The sequence below is a fragment of the Streptomyces pactum genome (assembly GCF_016031615.1).
Taxonomy (GTDB): Bacteria; Actinomycetota; Actinomycetes; order Streptomycetales; family Streptomycetaceae; genus Streptomyces; species Streptomyces pactus.
This window is the reverse complement of sequence record NZ_JACYXC010000001.1, coordinates 6038941-6063694: the sequence shown is the minus strand read 5'-3', so window position 1 is coordinate 6063694 and position 24754 is coordinate 6038941. Positions and strand designations below refer to the sequence as shown.

Annotated in this window: 21 protein-coding genes and 1 CRISPR repeat array; of the genes, 16 read left to right on the top strand and 5 right to left on the bottom strand. The window is 73.4% G+C overall.

Annotation, left to right across the window (positions count from 1 at the left end; genetic code table 11):
* Window positions 1-62: 62 nt before the first annotated feature.
* Window positions 63-902 (top strand): helix-turn-helix transcriptional regulator, encoded by an 840-nt coding sequence (locus tag IHE55_RS23860; RefSeq protein WP_197990897.1) that lies wholly within the window; start codon window positions 63-65, stop codon window positions 900-902.
* A gap of 262 nt (window positions 903-1164) precedes the next feature.
* Here IHE55_RS23860 and IHE55_RS23855 read toward each other — a convergent pair whose 3' ends face one another.
* Entirely contained in the window at window positions 1165-1665 is a 501-nt protein-coding gene (locus IHE55_RS23855; RefSeq protein ID WP_197990896.1) for a YflT domain-containing protein, read from the bottom strand.
* Window positions 1666-1842: 177 nt separating this feature from the next.
* A complete protein-coding gene (locus IHE55_RS23850) occupies window positions 1843-2955 on the bottom strand; it encodes a winged helix DNA-binding domain-containing protein (protein WP_197990895.1) in 1113 nt (370 codons plus the stop codon).
* Between the two features lie 547 nt (window positions 2956-3502).
* On the opposite strand from IHE55_RS23850, the gene IHE55_RS23845 reads away from it, so the two are divergent.
* The 9 genes from IHE55_RS23845 (at window position 3503) to cas2e (ending at window position 15210) form a co-directional block, all read left to right on the top strand.
* On the top strand, window positions 3503-4639 hold the full coding sequence (locus tag IHE55_RS23845; protein ID WP_197992205.1) for a magnesium and cobalt transport protein CorA: 1137 nt from the start codon (window positions 3503-3505) through the stop codon (window positions 4637-4639).
* Window positions 4640-5393: 754 nt separating this feature from the next.
* The gene (gene cas3 / locus IHE55_RS23840; protein ID WP_504740321.1) at window positions 5394-9209 is read left to right on the top strand and encodes a CRISPR-associated helicase Cas3'; all 3816 of its coding nucleotides are present in this window, start codon (window positions 5394-5396) and stop codon (window positions 9207-9209) included.
* Window positions 9094-10203, top strand: coding sequence for a type I-E CRISPR-associated protein Cse1/CasA (locus IHE55_RS23835; RefSeq protein WP_307826906.1), 1110 nt, complete (start codon window positions 9094-9096; stop codon window positions 10201-10203). The genes cas3 and IHE55_RS23835 overlap by 116 nt, the downstream gene beginning before the upstream one ends.
* A gap of 155 nt (window positions 10204-10358) precedes the next feature.
* Window positions 10359-11096: a type I-E CRISPR-associated protein Cse2/CasB gene (gene casB, locus IHE55_RS23830; protein WP_197990894.1), complete on the top strand. Its 738-nt coding sequence runs from the start codon at window positions 10359-10361 to the stop codon at window positions 11094-11096.
* 108 nt (window positions 11097-11204) lie between these two features.
* Complete coding sequence (gene cas7e, locus IHE55_RS23825; RefSeq protein ID WP_197990893.1) at window positions 11205-12398, top strand: type I-E CRISPR-associated protein Cas7/Cse4/CasC; 1194 nt, start codon at window positions 11205-11207, stop codon at window positions 12396-12398.
* Window positions 12395-13162 (top strand): type I-E CRISPR-associated protein Cas5/CasD, encoded by a 768-nt coding sequence (gene cas5e, locus IHE55_RS23820; protein WP_197990892.1) that lies wholly within the window; start codon window positions 12395-12397, stop codon window positions 13160-13162. The genes cas7e and cas5e overlap by 4 nt, the downstream gene beginning before the upstream one ends.
* A complete protein-coding gene (gene cas6e, locus IHE55_RS23815; RefSeq protein WP_197990891.1) occupies window positions 13153-13914 on the top strand; it encodes a type I-E CRISPR-associated protein Cas6/Cse3/CasE in 762 nt (253 codons plus the stop codon). The genes cas5e and cas6e overlap by 10 nt, the downstream gene beginning before the upstream one ends.
* Window positions 13915-13918: 4 nt before the next feature.
* A complete protein-coding gene (gene cas1e, locus IHE55_RS23810) occupies window positions 13919-14863 on the top strand; it encodes a type I-E CRISPR-associated endonuclease Cas1e (protein WP_197990890.1) in 945 nt (314 codons plus the stop codon).
* A complete protein-coding gene (gene cas2e, locus IHE55_RS23805) occupies window positions 14860-15210 on the top strand; it encodes a type I-E CRISPR-associated endoribonuclease Cas2e (RefSeq protein ID WP_197990889.1) in 351 nt (116 codons plus the stop codon). Before cas1e ends, cas2e begins: the two co-directional genes overlap by 4 nt.
* Window positions 15211-15308: 98 nt before the next feature.
* Window positions 15309-16741: a CRISPR direct-repeat array (repeat unit 29 nt; unit sequence GTGGTCCCCGCGCACGCGGGGGTGGTCCC).
* A 208-nt stretch (window positions 16742-16949) separates the two neighbouring features.
* Here cas2e and IHE55_RS23800 read toward each other — a convergent pair.
* Entirely contained in the window at window positions 16950-17741 is a 792-nt protein-coding gene (locus IHE55_RS23800) for an MBL fold metallo-hydrolase (RefSeq protein WP_197992203.1), read from the bottom strand.
* 96 nt (window positions 17742-17837) lie between these two features.
* On the opposite strand from IHE55_RS23800, the gene IHE55_RS23795 reads away from it, so the two are divergent.
* Together IHE55_RS23795 and IHE55_RS23790 are read left to right on the top strand one after the other, a co-directional pair.
* Window positions 17838-18446 carry an ABATE domain-containing protein gene (locus IHE55_RS23795; RefSeq protein WP_197990888.1) on the top strand — a complete coding sequence of 203 codons (609 nt, stop codon included), beginning with the start codon at window positions 17838-17840 and terminating at the stop codon, window positions 18444-18446.
* A gap of 122 nt (window positions 18447-18568) precedes the next feature.
* Window positions 18569-19075 (top strand): carboxymuconolactone decarboxylase family protein, encoded by a 507-nt coding sequence (locus IHE55_RS23790; protein ID WP_197990887.1) that lies wholly within the window; start codon window positions 18569-18571, stop codon window positions 19073-19075.
* A 264-nt stretch (window positions 19076-19339) separates the two neighbouring features.
* On the opposite strand, the gene IHE55_RS23785 is transcribed toward IHE55_RS23790, so the two are convergent.
* Window positions 19340-19966, bottom strand: a complete 627-nt coding sequence (locus IHE55_RS23785; RefSeq protein ID WP_232265676.1) for a TetR/AcrR family transcriptional regulator — start codon at window positions 19964-19966, stop codon at window positions 19340-19342.
* 240 nt (window positions 19967-20206) lie between these two features.
* On the opposite strand from IHE55_RS23785, the gene IHE55_RS23780 reads away from it, so the two are divergent.
* The 4 genes from IHE55_RS23780 (at window position 20207) to IHE55_RS23765 (ending at window position 23771) form a co-directional block, all read left to right on the top strand.
* Entirely contained in the window at window positions 20207-21148 is a 942-nt protein-coding gene (locus IHE55_RS23780; protein WP_197990886.1) for an oxidoreductase, read from the top strand.
* Window positions 21149-21337: 189 nt separating this feature from the next.
* Complete coding sequence (locus IHE55_RS23775) at window positions 21338-22219, top strand: alpha/beta fold hydrolase (protein ID WP_197990885.1); 882 nt, start codon at window positions 21338-21340, stop codon at window positions 22217-22219.
* A 259-nt stretch (window positions 22220-22478) separates the two neighbouring features.
* On the top strand, window positions 22479-22721 hold the full coding sequence (locus IHE55_RS23770; protein WP_197990884.1) for a DUF397 domain-containing protein: 243 nt from the start codon (window positions 22479-22481) through the stop codon (window positions 22719-22721).
* 81 nt (window positions 22722-22802) lie between these two features.
* A complete protein-coding gene (locus IHE55_RS23765; RefSeq protein WP_197990883.1) occupies window positions 22803-23771 on the top strand; it encodes a helix-turn-helix domain-containing protein in 969 nt (322 codons plus the stop codon).
* 15 nt (window positions 23772-23786) lie between these two features.
* Here the strand turns inward: IHE55_RS23765 and IHE55_RS23760 are convergent, their stop codons facing one another.
* Entirely contained in the window at window positions 23787-24602 is an 816-nt protein-coding gene (locus tag IHE55_RS23760) for an SAM-dependent methyltransferase (protein ID WP_197990882.1), read from the bottom strand.
* Window positions 24603-24754: the final 152 nt, after the last annotated feature.

Genomic DNA, 24754 nt, shown 5'->3' with positions numbered 1-24754 from the left:
ATCTGAGTCTCACCACCCCCGGACGGGGGTGCGGTGTGTCGCGAAATCTTCGGGAGGCGGCCGTGGCGGAGCCGGACGGTGGTGCGGACGTCCGCACGGCGCTGCTGCGGCTGCGGCGGCGCGGTGGGCTGCCGGTCGCGTTCGGCGGCCTGCTGGCCGGGCGGCAGTTCCGGATCTCCGAACTGAGCGGGACGGCCACCCCCTCCCTGCGGGGACTGACGGTCTCGGCCGGCAACGGCCTGGGCGGCAAGGTGCTCACCCTGGCCCGGCCGATCGCGGTGCCCGACTACCCGCTGTCCCGGGCGATCAGCCACGAGTACGACGCGGCGGTGGCCGGCGAGGGCCTGCGCTCGGTGCTGGCGGTGCCGGTGGTGGTGCGCGGGCGGGTGCGCGGGGTGCTGTACGGGGCGCTGCGCCGGCCGCTGGCGCTGGGCGACCGGACGGTGGCGGCGGCGGTGGAGACGGCCCGCGAGCTGGAGCAGGAGCTGGTGGTACGGGACGAGGCCCGGCGGCTGCTGTCGGTGACCCGGCAACCGGTGGCGGCGGACCCGGCGGTGTGGGAGGAGGTCCGCGAGGCCCACGTCGACCTGCGGACACTCGCCCACCGGGTGGCCGATCCGCAGCTGCGGGCCCAGCTGCTGGCGGCGTGCGGCCGGCTGGCCCGGGCCGCGGCCGGCCCCGGGGCCGCCGCGCCGGAGCGTCCCGCGGTGGAGCTGTCGCCGCGGGAGCTGGACGTCCTGGCGTGTGTGGCGGCCGGGGCCACCAACGCGGACGCGGCGGACCGGCTGGGACTGCGGCCGGAGACGGTGAAGAGCTATCTGCGCTCCTCGATGCGGAAGCTGGGGGCACACACCCGCCTGCAGGCGGTGGTGGCGGCACGCCGCTCGGGGCTGCTGCCCTGACCTCGGGCCCGGTGCCGGGAGTGGGCGGGCCTCAGGGGCGCGGCGGGCCTGGGAGCGCCGCGGGTTTGCGGCGGGGCGGACGGCGTCCCGTCCGGCGGGAGCGGTGGGCGCCGGGGCCGGTCCGGCGGCCGTGGCCTGCGTGCCACGGCCCGCGGGGACGGACGGCGGTCCGGGGGTCGGCCCGGCGGCCGGGCCGGTGGGCCGTGGAGCGGCGGGAGCGGGCGGCAGGCGGCAGGCGGGCTGCCGGTGCACCGGCCCTGTGTCAGTCCGGCAGGAGGCCGGCGCGCTCCAGGATGGTGCGGGCCTGGTCCATCAGTCCGCCGCTGACCACCACGTCGTAACGGGTGGCAACCAGCCGCTGGACGGAGGCGAAGTCCCGGCGGCCCCCGGTCGCCGCGTGGCCGGCGTACCCCAGTACGGCACCCCACAGCGCGCCGAAGATCACACCGCCCAGGATGAGACCGAGCCAGGTGGGGCCGGTGGTGAACAGGCCCACCAGCAGGCCGATGAAGAGCCCGAACCAGGCGCCGGCCGCCGCCCCTGCCCCCGCCGCCCGCCCCTTGGTGAGCCGCCCGGTGACGTTCTCCACCGTCCGCAGGTCCGAGCCGACGATGTCGATGTGCTCGACGGGGAACCGCTCGTCGGAAAGCCGGTCCACCGCCGCCTGGGCCTGGGTGTAGTCCGGATAGCTCGCCACGGTGTTCCACGCGGCCCGCACCGGGTTGAACCCGGCATCCTCCGAGGAGCGCCCCGGCAGAGTCATGAGCCGATCCCTTCGCCTCGCCGCGGGCCGCCGCGCGCGGCCCGGGACACCACGGATGTGCGGGTAACCGGGACGGTGGCGGCGAAACCCGCACGAAGCGTGCGGCGTACGGCTCCGGTGGGCCGCGGTCGGCCCCGCCAGGGCGCCGCGCCTCCGCGCGGGTCACGTGGGCCCGGCTCACCCCTCAGCCAGGACCCGGACCTCGTGCCGGGCCCCGGGTGCGCGCATCGCCAGCACCCCGGCGGCCTCCTGCTCCAGCGCCGCCCGGTCCCGGGGCGCCAGCGGGGCGAACGGCTGCATGACCAGAGTGGCGGCGTCGTCCGTCTCCTCGATACGCCAGGTGCCGCGGACGAAGCCGTCCACCAGGAAGGAGGGGTACGCCTGATTGCCCACCCAGATCCGGCGGCGGGCCGCGTCGTCCACCACCCGGGTCCGGTCGGCGTGCGAGAGGAGCAGGTTGTCGAAGTCGGGCAGGAAGCGCGGCGGGGCCGGGGTGTCCGCCTCCGGCCGGGGCGCGTCCGGGAGGTCGAACAGCTCGACCCCCTGTGGGTCGCGGAAGGTCCGCAGGCGGGGCCGCATCGGCTCAACCACCTCGCGGAGCCGGGTCAGCCCGGACCAGGTCTGTACGTCGCGCACCGAGGCGGGTCCGAACGCCGCCAGGTAGCGGAGCACCATCGCGGCCGGGTCCGGCTCCGGCCGGGGACCGGGCGGGGTGCCCAGCCATGCCTCCGCGGTGGTGTGCGCGACCGGTCCGCTCCTGCCCCACAGGCCGCGCGGGGTCACCTGTACCAGCGGCAGTGCCGCCCGGGCCGCCATGGCCAGGTCCTGGCGGTCGTGGTCGGGCCAGTGGCTCCGCAGCTCCTCACCGAGCGCCTTGAAGGTGAGCGGGCGCTCCTCGACCAGACCGCGGGCCAGCTCCGCCAGCCGCCCCAGGTCCACCCCGGCCAGCCGCTTGCCCTGGTTGCCGCGGAAGAGCCGGTCCTGCACCGGCTGGAGCAGGGGACGCAGGGTGCGGCAGTCGGCGGCGGACACCAGGTGGATGGTCGAACGCATCAGGGCGATGCGCACCACCTCGCGGCCGGCGAGCAGCCGCGACAGATCCTCGGGGCGGAACCCGGCGAGCCGTGCCGCGAGCGCCTGGTAGGGCGGGTTCACCGCCTGCGCCTGAAGACCCACCAGGTGCTCGACCGCCGCCAGGACGGTGCGGTCGGAGCGGCTCAGCAGCAACTGCCGCGCCAGGGTCGCCCGGTTCAGTTCGCGGGTGGTCAGCACGGTTCCGGTCGTCGTCATACCGCCACGCTACGCAGCCTCGCGGACAACCGCTGTCCGCATCGGTCCGGCGCCCCGCCCGGGCCGGCCACTGTCCCGGCCGGCGGGCCTCCTCCTCCCACGAGCCGGCCGGGCCCCCGGAGCGACCGCGCCTCCAGCACGGCCGCCACACCCGGCACCAAGCCCCCGCTGCCACGCCCCCGGAGCCCCTCACGTCCGGCACCCGCCCCGTCACCGCACGCCCGGGAGTCCCGCCCGCCCAGCAGCCACCCCTCGCAACGGCCGCCCGCCACGGCGGCCCCGCGCCGACCCGGCGGCCCCTGCGGCACTCCGGCGGCGTACTACCCTGCCGGTGGGGCACACGGAACAAACGGGTCCGGTTCACCCCAGGAACGGCCCGCGGCCCGTACCGGGCGGCCCCGCGGGTACCGGCCCCGGACGGCACGACACCCGGTGCACCCGGTACAACCGGCACAACCGGCACAGGACGACAGCGGCGAAAGGCGGAGCACCGGTGACCAGCGGAAAGGCCCCCGGCCCCGAGGACTCTTCCGGCGCCCGGACCTCGCTGCCGCCACGGCCGCGCAAGCAGTATCCGTGGCTGCGGCAGACCGGCGCCCGGCCCACGGCCGGCGGCCCGCCCGCGGAGGTACCGCCGCCCGATCCCGCGGGCGCGCCCGAGCGCACCGTCGAGGAGGCCGCCGTCTACCGCGACGGCCGCCGGATCGCGAGCCCGGGGACCCTCGCCGGCACGTACCGGCGGCTGCGCGAGGAGGGCCCCGGAAGCATGGCGTGGATCGGGCTGTACCGGCCCGGGCACGCCCAGCTGCGGTCCCTGGCGGACGAGTTCGACCTGCATGAACTGGCTGTCGAGGACGCCATGGAGGCCCACCAGCGGCCCAAGCTGGAGCGGTACGGCGGCACCCTCTTCGTCGTCCTGCGTGCCGCCCGCTACCTCGACGCCCCCGAGGAGGTGGACTTCGGCGAGCTGCACGTCTTCGTGGGCCCCGACTTCGTCATCACCGTCCGGCACGGCGCCGCCCCCGACCTGTCGGCGGTGCGCCGCCGGATGGAGGCCGACCCGGAGCTGCTCTCCCTGGGCCCGGAGGCGGTGCTGTACGCCATCCTCGACGCGGTGGTGGACGGTTACGCGCCGGTGGTCGCGGGGGTGCAGAACGACATCGACGAGATCGAGACAGAGGTCTTCCGCGGGCACCCGGAGGTGAGCCGCAGGATCTACGAACTCTCCCGGGAAATGGTGGAGTTCCAGCGGGCGACCCGTCCCCTGGTCGGCATGCTGCACGCCCTGATGGCCGGCTTCGACAAGTACGGCACCGACGAGGAACTGCGGCGCTACCTGCGCGACGTCGCCGACCACGTGACGCACACCAGCGAACGGGTGGACGGGTTCCGCTCCGCCCTCACCGACATCCTCGCGGTCAACGCCACCCTCGTCACCCAGCAGCAGAACGCGGAGATGCGGGCGCTGGCCGAGGCGGGGTTCGAGCAGAACGAGGAGGTCAAGAAGATCTCCTCGTGGGCGGCCATCCTCTTCGCCCCCACCCTGGTCGGCACCGTCTACGGCATGAACTTCGACCACATGCCGGAGCTGCATTGGGCGTTCGGCTACCCCTTCGCGATCCTGCTGATGGCGGTGGTGTGCGTGAGCCTGTACCTGGTCTTCAAGCGACGGGACTGGCTGTAGGCAACGGCCCCACCCGGTCCCCGGGCCACCGGCGCCCAGCGGTCCGTGGTGCGGCGCACACCCCACTCGGCGAGGTCGTAGTGTGGTCGCCGTACAGCCGGTGATGATTCCCGCTCCCCGTGAGCGGGCCGGCCGGCCACCGATGCTGGTCCCCGCGCACGCGGGGGTGGCCCTTGGGTACATGTTTCGGCTACGTGATCCCCGCGCATGCGGGGCTGGGGGCGGCGTCTCCGGCAGCTGTCTCCGCCAGGTGGGCCCTGCGCCGCTAGTCAGCAACTGGGTACATCTCTCTGCACACGCCCCAACTCAACGTGTCCGGAAACGGTCCACGGGCGTTCACCGCGCCATAGGCTCGTCTCGCCGGGCCACAGTCCGGCCCTCGAACGCAGAGGGCCGGACTCGTCGTTGCCTGATCCGTGCCAGCGGAGCAGGCCGAGTCCGGCCCGTTCTCCAACCCAGGTAAGGAAGAAGAACGAAGGTGATACTACCCATGCAGAGCCGCGTTGCTACTGGTCAGTCGCTCATGCCCCCTGTCCGGGCCCTGACCACTCCCCTGCTCGCAACCTCGGACCACCGCCCCTGTGCACGGGCGGCACTCGTGGTCGCGGACGGGTTGTCGAGCCGTAGGCCTTGAGCACAGGGGGCCTGGCGGGCACTTCGAGCGACGGGGTGCTCGCCCGGCCGGCGGATCGCGGCTCCTGCCGCGACATCGCCACCGAACCACGCAGTGCAAACGCCATGGGAGGACCCTGACGTGTTCCCCGCCCCCGAGGGCCCGGCCCCTCAGAAGGCACCACCCTCTCCCCAGCACCTCTCCGACGCCGCCCGCTCCGCCTGGGCCAAGCACGACCGTAAGACCGACGGTTGGCTGCCGCTCTGGCGGCACATGGCCGACAGCGGCTCCGTGGCGGGGAAGTTGTGGCACGAGTGGCTGCCCGCGTCCGTCAAGCGCCAGATATCGGAGCCCTTCCCAGGGGGCGACGAGGTTGCCTCGCGGCTGGTGTGCTTCCTGGCGGCCTCCCACGACATCGGCAAGTGCACACCCGCCTTCGCCTGCCAGGTCGAACGGTTGGCCGATTGCATGCGGGATCACGGCCTGGACATGCCCACCGCCTCGGCATACGGCCAGGACAGAAGGCTGGCGCCGCACGGGTTGGCGGGGCAGCTGGTGCTCCAGGAATGGCTCGGGGAGCGGTTCAAGCTGGGATCCCGCGCGGCGGGGCAGTTCGCGGTGGTGGCCGGAGGGCACCACGGAGTGCCCCCGGGCAGCCAGCAGATCCATGACCTGCAATTACGGCCCAACCTCGTGCGGCATCCGGGACCGAGTGAGGACCTGTGGCGCCGGACCCAGTACGAGTTGCTGGACTGGTGTGCCGAACTGACCGGGGTGGCGGACCTGTGGCCGTCCTGGCGCGAGGTCCGGCTGCCCCAGCCGACCCAGGTGCTGCTGACGGCCGTGGTGATCCTCGCGGACTGGATCGCCAGCGCCCCCGAGCTTTTCCCGTATGCGCCGGAGACGTGGCTTCCCTTGGGTGCGCCCGCCGAGCGGCGCAGGGTGCGGGCCGCCTGGGAGGGCCTTGACCTCCCCGCCCCCTGGCGACCGGAGTTGCGCACCGCGCCACCCGAGGAACTGTTCTCGCAACGGTTTCCCGGGCTCCGGGGCGCCGCGCCGCGCCCGGTGCAGCGGGAAGCGGTCCGGATGGCGGGTGCCATGGACCAGGCCGGCCTGCTCATCATCGAGGCACCGATGGGAGAGGGGAAGACCGAGGCCGCGCTGGCGGCGGCCGAGATCCTCGCGGCGCGCTCGGGGGCCGGCGGGCTGCTGCTGGCGCTTCCGACCCGGGCGACCGGGGACGCCATGTTCGGCCGCCTCCTGTCATGGCTCGACGCGCTGCCCGCCGACGGAGTGTCCTCGCGGTCCGTGGTCCTGGCCCATGCGAAGGCGGCGCTCAACGAAACCTGGGCCGGCCTGCTGCGTACCGGAAACCGGGCCATCGCCGCCGTCGAGCCGGACGGGGACGAACAGCGGCCCGCGCCGGGCGGTAACAGCCGGGGCGCGCCCCGGCACCCCGCCGGGCTCCACGCCCACCAGTGGCTACGCGGGCGGAAGAAGCGGCTCCTGTCGTCGTTCGCCGTCGGGACCGTGGACCAGGTGCTGTTCGCCGCTCTCAAGAGCCGGCACCTGGCCCTTCGGCACCTGGCGGTCGCCGGCAAGGTGGTGGTGATCGACGAGGTGCACGCCTACGACGCCTACATGAACCGCTATCTGGACCGGACGCTGGAGTGGCTGGCCGCCTACCGGGTTCCGGTGGTGCTCCTCTCCGCCACCCTCCCGGCCGCCCGCAGGAAGGCGCTCGCCGCCGCGTACGCGGGGGCCGAAGGTGCCGCGGCGGTGGTGACCGCCACCGATGCCTACCCGCTGCTCACCGCCGTGTCACCGGGCCGGACCGCGCTGACCGCGCGGCCCTCGGCGGCCTCCGGACGCGGCGCGGCCGTCGTACTCGAACGCTTGGTGGACGACCCCGCCGTGCTGGCCGACCGGCTGGAGGCGGAGCTGGCCGACGGCGGATGCGCCCTGGTCGTCCGGAACACCGTGGGGCGGGTGCTGGAGGCGGCCGAAGTGCTGCGAGAACGGTTCGGCGACGGCCAGGTGACCGTCACCCACTCGCGGTTCCTGGCCGCCGACCGTGCCGCCAACGACGCCGCGCTGCTGCGGAGGTTCGGCCCTGGCGGGGACCGGCCCGCGCGGCACGTGGTGGTGGCCAGCCAGGTGGTCGAACAGTCGCTCGACGTCAGTTTCGACCTGCTGGTGACCGACCTGGCCCCGGTCGATCTCCTGCTTCAGCGCATGGGGCGGCTGCACCGGCACCCCTCGCTCCGGCCGGGCCGCCTGGCCACCCCCCGGTGCCTGGTCACCGGAGTCGATTGGAGGGCCTCGCCGCCCCTGCCCGATGCGGGTTCGCGCGCCGTCTACCCGGGCGACTGGACCCTGCTGCGCTCGCTCGCCGCCCTCACGCCCCATCTCGACGGCACTCCCGTGCGCCTGCCGCAGGACATCGGTCCGCTGGTGCAGCGCGCGTACGGTGACGAGCCACTCGGGCCGGCCGCGTGGGCCGAGGCCGTCACCGGGGCCGAGGAGCGGCATCGGGCACTGCTCGCGGAGAAGCGGCGCCGGGCGGACGGCTTTCTGCTGGCGCCGGTACGGCGTCCCGGGCGGCCCGTGTACGGGTGGCTGGAGGCGCACGCGGGCGACGCGGACGACAGCCGGTCCGGACGGGCGCAGGTGCGGGACGGCGAGGAGACGCTGGAGGTCCTGGTGGTCCAGCGGCGGGCCGACGGCCGGTTGACCACCGTGCCCTGGCTGGACGGGGGCGAGGAAGGGGGGCGGGGCGGCCTGGAGCTGCCCACCGACTTCCCGCCTGGCCGACGGGCGGCCGAAGCGGTGGCCGCCAGCGCTCTCACCCTGCCCGGGCGGTTCAGCAAGGAGTGGATGATCGACCGCACCATCGCGGAACTGGAGAAATTCCTGGTCCCGGCCTGGCAGGTGAAGGAATGCCCCTGGCTGGCAGGGGAGTTGTTGCTCGTTCTGGATGAACGGTGTCAGACCCGGCTGGCAGGATGCGTGCTGAGCTACAGCCGCGCCGAGGGGCTGCGGGTGGCTGCCCCCGGCATGCCCGGAAGCGGCCCGGACGGACATGACGACGGGCACGGCGGACGGGGCGGCGGGCACGGCGGTGGACACGACGAAGGGGACGGACGCAATGGACAGGAGCAGCAGGCGCCCGGCGCCGACCCGGACGCCGCGGCGCGAGCAGACGCCCCCGCGGGCGGCGCGAGCCGGAACCGCGGCCCGGTGAGCCGGTCCACCGCCGATCCGGCCGGCGGGGCCCACACCACCGACGACGTCCCCGCGCGGTTCAACCTCGTGAGGGATCCGTGGTTACCGGTCCAGCGCCTCGACGGCACGGTCGCGGAGCTGTCCTTGCGCGAGGTGTTCGCGAACGCCGGCACCTTACGCAGGATCATCGGTGACGTCCCCACCCAGGAGCCGGTGCTGCTCCGGCTGCTGCTGGCGGTCCTCCACGACGCGCTGGAAGGGCCGGCGGAGCTGGAGGACTGGGAAGAGCTGTGGGAGAGTCCCGCGCCGTTCACGGCGGCTCTCGACTATCTGGAGCGCCACGCCGGATGCTTCGAACTCTTCGACAGTGTCCGTCCGTTCTTCCAGGTGGCCGGTCTGCGGACCGCCAAGGACGAGGTCGCTCCGCTCAGCAGGATCGTCGCCGACGTGCCGACCGGTTCCGCCTTGTTCTCCATGCGGCGCCCCGAGGTGGACCACCTGTCGTTCGCGGAGGCCGCGCGGTGGCTGCTGCACGCCCACGCCTTCGACACCTCGGGCATCAAGCCCGCGATGGTGGGCGACGAGGGGCGGAGCAAGGCGGGCAAGGTGTACCCCCCTGGGGGGTGGGGGTCGATGGGGGCACCTGGGTGGGGTCTTCGCCGAAGGGGCCACCCTGCGGGAGACGCTGCTGCTCAACCTCATCGCGTTCGAGGACGCGTACGGGGGAAGTGAGCCGGCCGAGCGGATCGACGAGGACCGGCCGGTCTGGCGCCGGGACCAGCCGTACGGGCCCGGACCTCGCGGTGCGGGCGCGGGCGGCCCCGAGCCGCTCGGTCTGCGGGACCTGTACACCTGGCAGACCCGCCGGATCCGGCTGTGCGCCGATCGCGGTGTGGTGACCGGGGTGGTCCTGGGCTACGGCGACCCCCTCGTGCAGTCCGCTCCGTGGCTGCTGGAGCCGATGAGCGGATGGCGCCGCAGTCCCGCCCAGGAGAAGAAGCAGCGGCGCGCGCTCGTCTACACCCCCTCCCGGCACGACCCGGAGAAGTCGGCGTGGCGGGGTCTGGGGGCCCTGCTCCCTTCCCACGCCGAGGCCGGCGAGGCGGGGAGCCGTGGTGAGTCACCCGCACGACTGCGCGCGGGTATCACCCGCTGGTTCACCCGGGTCATCACCGAAAGCGAGATCGACCCCGGGAAGCTGGTGCGGCTCCGGCTGGTCGGCGCGGTGTACGGCACGCAGCAGTCGGTGATCGACGAGATCTATGACGACTCCGTCGTGCTCCCGGTCGTCACCCTGCACGAGACCAACCCGGTTTACGGTGGCCTCGCCGTGGGTGCCGTCGGCGACGCCGATGAGGCGGTCAAGGCCCTGGGGTATCTCGCCGGCAATCTCGTCCGCGCCACGGGTGGCGGCCGACCGGACGCGGCGGACGCGGCGGCCCGGCACCTGGGATACGCGGCCCTGGACGGGCCGTACCGCGCATGGCTGCGGGGCCTGGCCCGGCGGCCCGACCTCCAGGCCGCCCGGCAGGAGTGGCGGGAGACCGTCCGGCGCCATGTCCTCCACCTGGCCCGCCAGGAGATCAGCTCCGCCGGACCGGCGGCCTGCGAGGGCAGAGCGGTGGACCTGCCCGGCCGGGGCGAGCTGCTGATGGACGCCGGGCGCGCCGAACTCTGGTTCCGCACCAAGCTGCACCAGGTGCTCGGGCCGCCGGCCGCGCCCTGAGACGCGGCACCTCCCTCGAACCATCGTCGTCAGGAGAAACCTCATGACACCGACCCCTCCGGCCGTTCCGGACGGGACGGCCGCAGGGCGCCAGCGGCCCCTCCCCCCGTCTCCCCTCGCTCCCCCGCGAGGCCGTATCGCGCACCGTCGGCAGGTTGCAGGCCGGCTACCGGCAGGACGCGCCTTGGGCGGTCGCGGCCGTCGCTCGGCTGCGCCGCGAAGCCGGACGGGACGCGTACGCCTCCCCCACCGCCTGGGGGCTCGACCACCTGGAGACCCTGAACGAGCTCAGAGAGGCGCGGCGGACCGCGGAGCCGGAGGGACGCGACGGCGGGATCGCCGCACCCTCGTACTTCTCCTCCGCGGCCCGCGCCACACAGGAGGAGCGGGAACGGCGCGAGGACACGGCCGTCCACATCGCCGTGACGCTGTGGGCGCTGCACCAGCAGTCCCTGCGGGACGAACCCATGCACCTGGTCGGGTGGCCGCTCGGCCGGGCCGTACGCCGCCTGGCCCACGGGAGGACCGGCGTCCGGGACAGCGAGGCGTCCGTTGACGGGGCCGGTGCGGACCCGGCCGAGGAGCGGGTCGAGGACGCCGGTGAGACCGTGCGCCGGCGGTTCGTCCGGGTCGGTACGGCGTCGGACACGGACGTTTTCGCCACCCGGCTGCGCGAGCTGGTGCTGCTGCTGCGCTCGGCCCGCATCCCCCTCGACTACGCCCTCCTCGCCGATCAGCTCCTGCTGTGGCAGGACGAGAACCGCCGGGACGACGTTCGCCGGGCCTGGGGGCGCGACTTCCACCGGCGCCACGGTCGCCCCGACCCCGCCCATGTGGACGGCGAGGGCGACGAGGCGGCCACGGACTCCGTGCCGGCGGATGATTTGGCGTGACCCGCCTCGACTCCTGACCCGGCTGCCCGGTCGTCCTCGGCCGCCCCTCTCCCGCCCGCCCCTTCCCTTTCACTTTTCCGGTCGTCAGACGAGAGAACGGAAACGCCCGTGACCCGCACCATCCTCGACATCCACATCCTCCAGAACGTGCCGCCGAGCAACATGAACCGGGACGACACCGGAACTCCCAAGTCCGCTTACTACGGCGGTGTACGCCGGGCCCGGGTGTCGAGCCAGGCATGGAAACGCGCCACCCGGAGCCGGTTCAACGAGCTGCTGCCGCCGGAGGAGCTCGGCGTGCGGACGAAGAAGGTGGTCGAGGCGCTGGCCGAACGCATCACCGCGCGCGACCCTGAGCTCGCCGGAACGGCCCCGCAGCTCGCGGAGGAGACCTTGAAGGCGGCCACCGGTTCGTCGTTCGAGGTCCCGAAGCGCAAGGCCAAGGAAGACGACGGGACAGCGGTCTCGGAGTCGAAGTACCTGATGTTCCTCAGCAGGCGGCAGCTGGACGCGCTCGCCGCGGTGGCGGTGGAAGCCAGCGGTGGCGGAAACGTGGCGCGGCTCAAGAACGCCTTGAAGGACAAGGAGCAGAAGGCGAGGGCGCGCACCGCCGTGGACACCCGCCACTCGGTGGACATCGCCCTCTTCGGGCGGATGGTGGCGGACTCCGCCGATCTCAACGTGGAAGCCGCGACGCAGGTCGCGCACGCGCTGAGCGTGCACCGGTCTGACATCGAGTCGGACTACTACACGGCGGTGGACGATCGCAGCGGGGAGTCCGAGTCGGGCGCGGGCATGATCGGTACGGTGGACTTCCACTCCGCGACGCTGTACCGGTACGCGGCGGTGGACGTGGACGAGCTCCAGCGCAACCTCGGTGTCGGCCTCAAGGAGGACGAACCCCCGAGCACGCCGGCCTCGAAGGCCGTCACCGCCTTCCTGGAGGCGTTCATCACCTCCCTGCCGACCGGAAAGATCAACACCTTCGGCAACCACACCCTCCCCTCCGCCGTCATCGTCAAGATCCGCGACCGGTGGCCGATCAGCTTCGTCGGAGCCTTCGAGGAGCCGGTGCCCAAGTCCGCGGAAGGGGGGTTCCTGCGGGAGAGCTGCCGCCGACTCGCCGCGTACGTACCCGATCTGGAGCGGCAGTACGGTCTGGCGGACGGGCCCACCTGGGTGTTCCGGGTCGGCGAGGAGACGCGGGCGTTGGAGGGGCTGCAGGGCACAGAGGTGACCCTGGGCGCGCTGCTGGAGCAGGTCAAGGACGCGGTGGCCGAACGCCTGGGGTCCGGGGCATGACCGTGCTGATGCTGCGGTTGGCCGGACCGTTGCAGGCGTGGGGGTCGGCCGCCCGGTTCGTGCGCCGCACCACGGAGCACGCTCCGACGAAGAGCGGTGTGCTGGGGCTGCTGGCCGCCGCCCAGGGGCGTCCCCGGGGCGCGGACCTCTCCGACCTGGCCGCGCTGCGCTTCGGCGTGCGCATCGACCAGCCGGGGTCCCGGGTGCGGGACTTCCACACCGCGCACCACGCCGACTCGGGCCGGGCGATGCCGCTCTCGGAGCGTTACTACCTGGCCGACGCGGTCTTCGTCGCCGGGGTGGAGGGTGAGGAGGAGCTGGTACGGCGGCTGCACGCGGCCGTGCGGGCGCCCCGGTTCCTCCCCTACCTGGGGCGGCGGTCGTGCCCGCCGGCCCGCCCGCTGCTGTTCGAAGGGTCCCTGAGCGACCGGCCCCTGGAGGACGCGCTGCGCGGCGTGCCGTGGCAGGCGTCGCGGTGGTACGTCAGGCAACTGGCCCGCACCGGGCCGGACGGCCGGACGAAGACCGCCCCGGAGGAGCTGGACCTCCTCCTGGACTGTCCGCCCGGCGAGGAGCCCGACTTCTCGCTGCGCGACACGCCCGTCACCTTCGACCCGCGTCACCGGCAGTACGCGGTGCGGGGTGTGCGGACCTCACACGTTCACGCACCCGCGCACGATCCGACCGCGCACCTGCGCCCGGCCGCGTCCCCCGGCCGCCCGGCCCCCCGCCCCGGATGTCTCCTAGGACCGCGATGTACCTGACCCGTTTCCGCTTCAACACCGCCCGCCCCGAGGCGCGGCGGCTCCTCGGCTCCCCGCACCGCCTGCACGGCGCGGTCAACATGGCGTTCCCGGAGCCTCCGCCACGCGAGGGCACCGGCCCCCGGGTGTTGTGGCGGCTCGACAGCGCGCCGGCCAACCGTGTCGACCTCTTCATCTCCAGCCCCTCCCCACCGGACCTCACCCACCTCGTGGAACAGGCCGGCTGGCCCAGCTTGGGTGAGCAGGGGTGGAGCACCTTCGCCTACGGGGAGTTCCTGGACGCTCTCCGCCAGGGCGACATCTGGGCGTTCCGCCTCACCGCCAACCCGGTGCACCACATCCGCAGGGATGTGGACGCCCCCGGCACGCCGACCAGACGCACCGCCCACGTCACGCCCCGCCACCAGATCGGCTGGCTGCTGAAGCACCAGGAGCGTGCGGGGTTCACCGTGCTCGAAAGGCCGGCCGGGGTCGAGTCCGCCACGGCCGGCACGGACTACGAGGTGGTCGTGCACGACCGGACACCGGTGCGGTTCGGCAAGCCGACGGACGCGGGCACCGGCGCGTCCGGCACAGGGCAGGGCAGGGGCCGGCGCGCTCCGGACAGCCCGGACGTGCGCTTCACGCGTGCGACGTTCGACGGCAGACTGCGGATCACCGACCTCACCGTGTTCCGCCGTACGCTGACCCACGGGCTGGGCAAGGCGAAGGCGTACGGCTGCGGTCTGATGACGCTGACCCCGGTGCGGTGAGGTCATGGGCACCGTCAGCAAGCGCAGTCTCTCCTCCCCTCGGGAACTCACCCGTGTCGGTGACCGGGTGTCATTCCTCTACCTAGAGCGTTGCACCGTCCATCGTGACGACAACGCCATCACCGCCACGGACGCCGACGGCGTCACCCACATTCCCTCGGCCACGATCGGCACCCTGTTGCTCGGCCCCGGGACCCGGGTGACCCACCAGGCCATGGCCCTGCTCGGCGAGAGCGGAGCCGCGGTGATGTGGGTGGGTGAGCACGGGGTGCGCCACTACGCCGGCGGGCGCGCCCTGACCCGCTCCTCGGGGCTGGTCGAGGCGCAGGCCACGGCATGGGCGAACCGCCGTACGCGACTCGAAGTGGCGCGCGCGATGTACCGCCTGCGGTTCCCCGATGAGGACCCCTCCGGCCGCACCCGCGACGAGCTGCTGCGTATGGAAGGCCGCCGGTTGAAGGAGTGCTACCGCAGGGAAGCGGCCCGCACGGGCGTGCCCTGGAAGCGCCGCGAATACCACCGTGACGACTTCTCGGCGGCCGACGCCCCCAACCAGGGGATTACCGCGGCGGCCCAGTGCATGTACGGCGTCGCCCACGCCGTGGTCGCCGCGCTGGGCTGCTCCCCCGGGCTCGGTTTCGTCCACTCCGGGCACGAACGGTCCTTCGTCCTGGACATCGCCGACCTGTACAAGACGGAGATCGCCATCCCGGCCGCCTTCGACGCGGCGGCGGAGGGCGAGGACGACGTGCCGACGCGCACCCGGCGGGCCCTGCGCGACCGCATCAACAAGACACGGCTCCTGGAACGCTGTGCGAACGACATCAAGACGCTGCTCCGCTGCGAGGAAGCCGAGACGGCCGACGACGCGGATCGCGTAGGGCTCCAGTCCGACGGCGGACGCCTGCTCGACGGCGGCCGCAACTACGGGGACGAGCCGATCTGGTGACCGTCATCGTCCTCACCAACTGCCCCGCGGGCCTGCGCGGGTTCCTCACCCGCTGGCTCCTGGAGATCTCTCCCGGCGTCTTCCTGGGCTCGCCGTCCGCCCGCGTCCGCGACATCCTCTGGGACGAGGTCCGTCAGTACTCCGGCCAGGGCCGCGCCCTGCTCGCGTACCAGACCGACGAGCAGGGATTCACTTTCCGCACCCACGACCACGCGTGGCACCCCACCGATCACGAGGGCCTCACCCTCCTCCACCGCCCCGCTGCCCCCTCCCGGCCCCGGGCGGAAACCGACCCACCGCGCCAGGGATGGAGCAAGGCGGCGAAGCGGCGGAGGTTCGGAAGATGAGGCGAGGCAGGAGGAAATCCGTTATGACTCTTTTGCAAGCTTCCATGGAAGTGGGTAAAAACCAGCTGCACTTGCGGTAAAAGCGCAGGTCGCCTCCTGTGGTCCCCGCGCACGCGGGGGTGGTCCCATGCGAGAGGGCCCGCCGCTCCGGTGGCGGGCGTGGTCCCCGCGCACGCGGGGGTGGTCCCAGTAGCGCGTTACTACTCCGAGAACAACCACAGTGGTCCCCGCGCACGCGGGGGTGGTCCCCGTCTTGACACTTTCTCCGGGGGTCCCTACCTGTGGTCCCCGCGCACGCGGGGGTGGTCCCGAGAACAACGCCAGGGGGAGCCACGCCCCCACTGTGGTCCCCGCGCACGCGGGGGTGGTCCCCAGCAGGGGCGGGGTGCGCTCCCCGGCCGCGTGTGGTCCCCGCGCACGCGGGGGTGGTCCCTGGGTGCCGGCGGCTCGGTGCTCATCGAGCAGGTGGTCCCCGCGCACGCGGGGGTGGTCCCAGGAAACTCGGCGAACGGCTTGCGAGGGCAGCGTGGTCCCCGCGCACGCGGGGGTGGTCCCTCGCCGACCCGCAGCACCCGCCGCGGCGGGTGGTGGTCCCCGCGCACGCGGGGGTGGTCCCGCCCCGGGGGTGATCTTGTCGCCGACGCTGTCGTGGTCCCCGCGCACGCGGGGGTGGTCCCCAGTCGCTCAGGGGGCCGATGTCGCCCTTGATGTGGTCCCCGCGCACGCGGGGGTGGTCCTTGAGCCGGGCACCGGTCTTGGCGGGAATCGGAGTGGTCCCCGCGCACGCGGGGGTGGTCCCGTGGACTCAGCGGGCGGAGTGGAGTCGCATGTGTGGTCCCCGCGCACGCGGGGGTGGTCCCAGCATCGCGCCGAGAACCGCCCGCTCCGCCTCGTGGTCCCCGCGCACGCGGGGGTGGTCCCCCTGAGCCGCCCACGGTCCCTGCCCAGAGCGGGTGGTCCCCGCGCACGCGGGGGTGGTCCCACCGCGCGGGTCCCGGGCCGACCGGTCATCCGGTGGTCCCCGCGCACGCGGGGGTGGTCCCGCGGCCAACGCGCTCCAGGACGAGCGGCGCCAGTGGTCCCCGCGCACGCGGGGGTGGTCCCGGCAACGGGGACGATCAGAACGCGTTCCTGGAGGTGGTCCCCGCGCACGCGGGGGTGGTCCCGGATCAGAAACAATTGTTTCCAATCCGGGGTCGTGGTCCCCGCGCACGCGGGGGTGGTCCCCAGTTGATGCAGTACGCGCGGCAGGTGCTGGAGTGGTCCCCGCGCACGCGGGGGTGGTCCCCTGGTCCACCTCCTGGTCCAGGGTGGGCAGGGGTGGTCCCCGCGCACGCGGGGGTGGTCCCGGGTGGCCCTGGCCGTGCTCTGGGAGGCGGTCGTGGTCCCCGCGCACGCGGGGGTGGTCCGCGTGAGGGCCATTGAACCCCCGGACGGCCCGGTGGTCCCCGCGCACGCGGTGGTGGTCCCGCCTGCATGGCCTCCGGCAGGGTCTCCATCTGGTGGTCCCCGCGCACGCGGGGGTGGTCCCCTCCAGATCGATACCGGCGAGCTCGAAGGCATGTGGTCCCCGCGCACGCCGGGGGCGGTCTCGCGTAGGAGGAAGAGCGCGTGCGCTGCGGGCGCGCCGGGTTCCTGCGGCTGCGGTCGGCGGCAGGCGGCTGCCCTTGGCCCGCCCGGTGGGTTGCGGACCGGCAGCGGCGTCCACGGTCCGCCGGCGCACCGGCGGACCGGCGGGCTCAGGCCCGCTGCCGCCAGTCGGGGTCGAGGCGGTCGGCGAGGCCGGCGGCGGTGAAGGCGGCTTCGAGGTCGTCGCGGCCCTCGGTGAAGTGGGCCCAGCTGTCGTGGTGGACGGGGACGACCCGGCGGGCACCGAGGATGCGGGCGGCCTCGGCGGCCTGGGCGCTGTCCAGGACGAGGGGCTCGCCGCCGTAGAGCACGGGGATGCGGGGGGCGCCGGCGAAGAGGATGGCGGTGTCCACCGGGGCGAACCGCTCGGCGATCTCCTTGACGGCGTCCAGGGAGGCGTTGTCGCCGCTGACGTAGACGGTGGGCAGGCCGTCACCCGTGAGGACGAAGCCGACGACCTGGCCGGTGATCGGCTCGACGTCCTCGCGGGCGCCGGGCCCGTGGATGGCGGGCACCCCGGTGACCGTGACCGTGCCGCCGCCGGGGCGGTCCAGCTCGACCGACTCCCAGTCCGCCAGGCCCTTGGCCCCGTCGCCCAGCCGCTGTCCGCCGGCGGGCGTGGTGAGGGTGAGGGGAACGTCGGCGAGCAGGGCGCGGCCGGAGGTGTCGAGGTTGTCGGCGTGCTCGTCGTGCGAGAGCAGGACCACGTCGAGGCGGCCGAGGTCGGCCGGGCTGCCGGCGGGCGGGGCGGTCTTCTTCAGGCCCGGCCGCCCCGGTGCCCCGTACTCGCCCGGCCCGTCGAAGGTCGGGTCGGTCAGGAAGCGCAGGCCGCCGTACTCGAACAGGGCGGTGGGGCCGCCGAAGACCCGGACCGGGAACTGCGCGGTGTCGTGCTGGGACATCTCGCCAACCTCATTTCTCACGGAAAGGCTCCGTGTTTTCCGTGATGCCAAGCTAAGCCGAGCTCACGGAAAAACGCAAGGACTACCATGAGAGGCATGAAGCAGACCCCGGCCGACGACCTCGCGAAGACCGCCCTTCCCCCGGCGCCGGGCGCCGACCGGTACCGGTCCCTGGACTTCGCCGACACCACCGCGACGCTCCCGGCCGGGCACAGCTACGACCTGCTCGCCGTACCCGCGTCCGCCATGCGCTGGCTCGCCGTCCACGACCTGACCACCCCGGACATCCAGCTGTACGACGTGTGCACCCGGCGGATGCGCGCGCTCCGCGTCCACGTGCGCGCCCTGTTCACCGCGCGCGTGGAGGGCACCGCCCCGCCCGCGGAATCCCTGGGTGCCGTGAACGACGCGCTGATCGCCGTGCCCACCGCACCCCTGCTCGCCTGGGACGGCACGCAAGGGCCGCGCCGCGTCCAGGCACACCCCACCGACCAGGCCGTCGGCCACGCGCTCGCGACCCTCGCCGCCGACGCCGCCGATCTGCTCACCGGTCCCGACGGGGGCCTCCTCGCCGTCTGCGGCTCCGCACCCTGCGACCGGTTCCTGCTGCGCACCCACGGCCGGCGCCACTGGTGTTCCACCCGCTGCGGCGACCGCGCCCGCGCCGCCCGTGCCTACGCCCGCCGCAGCGGGAACGCGACCTGAACCGGCGCCCGCGCTCCACCCGGAAAAAGCGGAGACGAAATCGATCGCTTCCCCCGGTCACATCTCCCCACCGCGATCCGTCAGGGCAGTGAGAGCAACACGGAAGCCCCAAGGAGGCGGCGATGGAAACGCGTTCGATCACGGCAGAGGTCCCGATGGCTCCCCGGATGACCGAGGACCCGGCGCAGTTGGTGCCGGAGCTGGCGGAGGTCTCGGCGGCGCTGTTCAGGGTCACCGGCAACGGCTCGGTGCCCCGTTCCACCATCAGCCTGGTCCAGCTTCGCGCCGGCCAGATCGTGGGCAGCACCTATCTGACCGTCCTGCACACCGGCTTCCTGCGCAAGGCCGGGCAGTCGGAGGAGCGGATCACGTCCGTGGCCTCCTGGCAGGACTCGCCGTACTTCACCGGCGCCGAGCGGGCCGCGCTGGCGCTGGTGGAAGCGGTGCTCCAGCCGTCCGCGCACGGCGAGCGGGTCCCCGACGAGCTGTACGCCGAGGTGGCCGGGCACTACGAGGCCAAGGCGCTCGCCACGCTGATGTTCGCGATCGGCCAGGTCAACTTCTTCATCCCGGTGGCGCTCACCGCCAAGCCGGTGCCGGGCCGGTCGTTCACCGACCCGTGGAACTGAGACCGTCCGGCCGATCCGGCGGCGGGCCCTGCTCCGGGGCCCGCCGCCGACCGCCGGTGTACGGGCACGGAGGCACCGCCGAGCTGCGGGGCCTCACCCGGCGCGCCCCTTCGCCGGCCGGTGCCGGCGGCGGCGAGGCAGGGCCGGAGCGTGCGAGGGCTTCGCGCCGTGGACCGGCGCCGGCCACCGCCGCGTCATCCGGCGGCGGAGGCGTCCCCGGCCGGCCGGTGGGGCGCTGAGAGGCCGGCGCCGCGCGGCCCGCGGTCACCTCGCCGACAGGGCGCCGGCGTGCGCGGCGGCCAGGGCGACGTTCACCGCCCGGTCCGCGGTCGCCTCGTCGACCGGCTCGCCGGTGAACACCAGGCGGAAGTAGATCGGCGCGGCGAGGGCCTTGAGGAGTTCGGCCGGGTCGGTGTCCGCGGGCAGTTCCCCGCGCTCGACGGCTCGGGTGACCACGGGTTCCGCCCGCCGGAACCGGTCGTTGAAGAGCGCGTGCTTGACCTCGGCGAGCCGGGGGACGCGTACGGCGTCCGAGAGGACCGCGGCCAGCAGGGCCCGGCCGGCTCGCGTGGTCATGGTGGCCACGAGGGAGCGGGCCAGTGCGCGCAGGTCGCTCTCCACCGCCCCGGTGTCGGGGATCGGGATGTCCGCGGCGAAGTGGCCGGCCAGCGCGTCGGCGACGAGTCCGTCGGAGTCCGTCCAGTTGCGGTAGATCGTCGTCTTGTGCACGCCGGCCCGCCGGGCGACGCCCTCCACGGTCAGAGCCGCATACCCCGTCTCCGTGAGCTCGGCGATGGTCGCCTCCAGCACGGCGGCGCGCATCTTCCTGCCGCGCCCGACAGCGGGGGCACGCCGTGGGGACGGTTCGACAGACGGTTCGACAGACTCCATTGCAACTCCGTGTTGCGTTGATGCGGATCATGCGACAGCATCAGGCTATCGCAACGCTGAGTTGCAATGCGGTCGGGCTGTTGCGGACCGCATTCCCGACCCACGGATCGAGGTCCCGATGACGCCTGACTCCAGGACGGCCGCCCCAGGCCCGCCGTCCGGCCACGACGACACAGCCGCGTACGGCCCCCACGCGATCGGCCGTCGGGCCGCACACGCGCGCCGCGAAGGGTTCCGCGCATGAGCTGGACGCCCGATGCCATCCCCGACCAGTCGGGACGCGTGGTGGTCGTCACCGGCGCCAACAGCGGCATCGGATACGTCACCGCACGCGAACTCGCCCGCCGCGGCGCCCATGTCGTCCTCGCCTGCCGCAGCCACGAGCGCGGGCGGGCAGCGGTGGAGCGGCTGCGGACCGAGGTACCCGGTGCCCGCGCCGAGCTGCGCCTGCTCGACCTCGCCGACCTGACGTCGGTCCGCGGTTTCGCCGGGAGCTGGAGCCACGACCGGCTCGACCTCCTGGTCAACAACGCCGGCGTGGCCATGGTGCCGTTCTCCCGGACCGCCGACGGCTTCGAGTCCCAGTTCGGCATCAACCACCTCGGCACGTTCGCGCTCACCGGCCTCCTCCTGCCTCATCTGTCGGCCGCGTCCGACCCGCGCGTGGTCACGGTCAGCAGCGAGGGCCAGCGCTTCGCCCGGTTCGACCTGACCAACCTCGATGCCGAGCGCCGCTACCGGGCGGCGTTCGCCTATGTGCAGTCCAAGCGGGCCAATCTCTACTTCGCCCGGGAACTGCAGCGGAGGGCCGACGCCTCCGGACTGAGGCTGCGCAGTATGGCCGTCGCGCCCGGACTCACGCGCTCCAACGTGCTCACCGGCGGCGCCCACGGCACCCGGGGCCGCGCGTACCAGGTCCTCACCCGCCTGCTCCTGCGCATAGCCTTCCGCCCCACACCGGAGGGTGCCAAGACCTCCCTGTACGCCGCGACCGTTCCCCATCTGCCGGGCGGGAGCTACGTCGTGCCCGACGGGCCGTTCCAGCTCCGCGGCGAGCCCGTCCTCCGCAGCCGGGAACGCGCCCTCCGCGACGCCCGGACCGCCCACCGGTTGTGGGTCCTGTCGGAGGAACTCACCGGGGTGCGGTACCCGTTGCGCGCGGCACCGCCGGCTCGGCGGTGAGGAGTCCCGAGGGATCACGGAGCCCCGGCGGAGGATGGCGGGGCGGCGACCGGGACGAGGACCCCCGCCGGCAGCGCACCGGTGCCGGGGGCGCGCGCCCGCCGCACCGCCGGGGACCGCGCGCGCCGGCCCACCGGTTTTCTCACGCGGGAGCGATGAGTTCGGGCGGCGGACCGGGTCTGTCCTGGCATGACGGGAATCAGCACGGACATCGCGGTCTCCCTCGACGGCTTCGCCGCCGGCGCCGGTGAGATCACCTTGGGCATCGAAGCGTTCGGGGACGACGACGCGCCGCTCGTCCTGCTCGTGGGCGGGACGACGATGCTCTCCTGGCCCGACGCGCTCTGCGAGCGCCTCGCCGCCGGCGGGCGCCGGGTGGTGCGCTACGACCTCCGCGACAGCGGGAGGTCCACGACGACCGATCCGGAGGCGCCCGCCTACACCCTGCGCGACCTCGCGGCCGACGCGGCGGCCCTGGCCGGCGCGCTCGGCGCAGGGCCCGCGCACCTGGCGGGGATCGGCGTGGGCGGAATGGTCGCCCAGGTGGCCGCCCTCGACCACCCGGCCGCCTTCTCGGCGCTCACCCTGATCGGCACCCGGCCGGTCGCCCCCGGCCCGACCGACGACGACCTCCCCGACCACGACCCGGCGACGATGGGCCGGCTGTTCGCACGTCCGATGCCCGACTGGGCCGACCGCGAGGCGGTCGCGGAGTTCGCCGCCGGTGGCGCGGAGGTCCTCGGCGACGACCCCGCCGCCGCACGCGCCACCGCCGCGCGGATCTGGGACCGCACCCCCGGCACCGCGCCACCGGTCCAGCTGGCCAACCAGCTGGGCCTGGTGTTCTCCAAGCTCGACTGCACACCCCGCTGGCGCGAGCGGCTGCCGGAGATCGAGCTCCCCGCGCTCGTGGTCCACGGCCGCCGGAACCGCTTCTTCCCCGTCGGCAACGGCGAGGCGCTCGCGCGTGAGATCCCCGGCGCGCGGCTGCTCGTCCTCGACCGGGCCGCCACCGCGATCCCGGGCCCGGCGGTGGGAGAGGTCGCCGAGGCGATGCTCGCACTCGGCTGACCGGTCCGGGCCGGGAGGGCGCCGGGGCCGGTGACGGCGGGGGCCGCCGGGAGCGTCCGGGGCGGCCCCGGACGGACGAGCCGGTGATTCCACTCTTTCGCGTGACAGCACTGTTCGAATTCGGACGGTTAGCATTCTCTGCACACCGTCCATGAAATTTCATGGCGGGATTTCAGCGCTCTTCTGCCTGCGGGTTCCGGACGGTCGCGCACAGAAATCCGAGCACGTGGGGATATCGAACAGAGAGGGAGTTCCACCCATGCGGGAGTTCACCAACGGAATGCCTGCCGGCCTCATCCCGGGCGCCTGGATGAAGAGCCGCAAGAGCGAGGCCAACGGCATGTGCGTCGAGGCGCTGAGGCTCCCGCACGGGGGCGTGGCCCTGCGGAACTCGACCGATCCGACGGGTCCGGCGCTGGTCTTCACCGCCGGCGAGATGGCGGCCTTCCTCGACGGCGCGAAGAACGGCGAGTTCGACATCCTCATCACCGCCAACTCCTGATCCTCGAAACAAAGTTCGAGCCTCATTTCGCCTCCCGGACATGCCATCATGCGTATATGGCAGTCCCGTGAAGGGGTGAACGTGTTCTCGGACTCGAATGCGGTGGTCCGTCCGGCCCGGCCGTCCGGGCCGGACTGGACTCCCACGGCGGCGAACATCATGCTCGGTCGCGCGGTGAAGGATCTGCGCGAGCGCGCCGGGCTGACCCAGAAGGATCTGGCGGGCCGGATTCATGTCTCGGCCGCCACCATCAACCGGCTGGAGAACGCGGACACCACGCCGATGCGGCGGACGGTCGAGTCCGTGATCGGGCTCCTCGGCCCGGACTCCGCCACCCGCGACGGGCTGCTGATGATGCTCGCGCGTACCGAGGAACCGGAGTGGTTCCAGCACCGGTTCGAGGACTGCACCCCGGACCACCTCCGCCGGCTGCTCGGCCTGGAGTCGATGGCCATCCACATCACGTCCTACGACGTGCGGCTGGTGTCGGGGCTGCTGCAGACCCCGGAGTACGCCGCCCACATCATCCGCACCGGCCTGCACCTGACGGAGTGGCGCGGGCCGGAGGCGGAGCGGCGTCTCGCCCAGCGGCTGGAACGTCAGGAGCGGGTGCTCGGTCAGGCCGATCCGCCCCGGTGCGTCTTCCTGATGGACGAGTCCGTCCTGATACGGCGGGTGGGACCGGACGAGGTGATGCGCGGGCAGCTGGTGCGCTTGCGCGAGCTGACCGACCTGCCGCACATCGTCATCCGGTTCGTGCTGTTCGACCGCTTCATCGCGGGGAACGCGGGCTCGATGGCGGGCTCCATGGCACAGCTCCAGTTCGGACGTGGCGGCCTGCCCGACCTCGTCTACGTCGAGGGGTACGAGAAGGCCGACTACTTCACCCCGCCTCCCCGGCGCGCCCGGAGCCCGGAGCGGCCACCGACCCCCCGGGAGAACCACTTCGAGCGCCACCTGCAACTGCTGCTGCGCATCCAGGGCGAAGCGTGTGCGTCACCCGCCGAGAGCCGGCGCATGCTGGACGAGGCCATCAGCCGTTACTCCTAGCCGCGCCCGTCCCGGTCACCGCGCACGGTGCGGGACCCGTCCCAGCCCGCCGTACTCCGTCCACTCGATGCTGCGCCGGCGCTGCTGGAGATCGGAGTCGGGCCGCCAGTCGGTCACATCGACCAGCCCCGGCTCCTCCACGACGAGGCCCGAGAAGATCTCCCGGACGTCCGACTCCTCGCGCACCCGCCCCCAGTTGCCGTGGGTCTGGACCCGCATGAGTTCGGTGACGTCGTCCCGGACCTTCGGGTCGTCGCTGACGAGCTGGCACACGACGACGAAGCTGTCGGGCACCAGCCGGTCCACGACGCGCCGCACCAGCTGCCCGGGCCCGGCGCTGTCGGGCAGGCAGTGCAGGACGGAGATGAACAGTGCGGCCACGGGCTCGGTGAAGTCGATGAGCCGCTTCAGGTCCGGGTGCGCGAAGATCCCTTCGGTGTCCGTCATGTCGAAGGGCAGGATGGCGGTGTTGTCGTTCTCGTCGAGGAGCGACCGGCCGAGCGCCAGGACGACGGGGTCGTTGTCGATGTAGACGACACGGGCCCCGGGGTCGGTCTCCTGGGCGATCTGATGGACGTTGCGCTGGGTCGGCAGTCCGGAGCCGAAATCGATGAACTGCCGGATGCCGTGTTCCTCGGCCAGGACCCGGACGACGCGCTGGAGGAACCAGCGGTTGTTCAGCGCCAGCTCACGTGTGGTGGGCGCGACCTCCAGGAGCATCTCGCAGGCTTCCTGGTCGACTTCGAAGTTGTTGCTGCCGCCCAGGAGCCAGTCGTACATCCGTGCGGCGCTCGGCACCGACAGGTCCACCACACGGTTTGTCTCCTGCAACGGACGCGCCCCCTCGCCAGTCCTGCCACGGCCAACGTCGAGTGGCCCATCTTAGGAGCGCGCCGCACACCGCCACCACCGCCGGAAAGGGTGAAGGGTGGCGCAGGGTGGCGAAAAGCCGCGGAGCCGAGCGCCGCGTTCGCAGGATTACG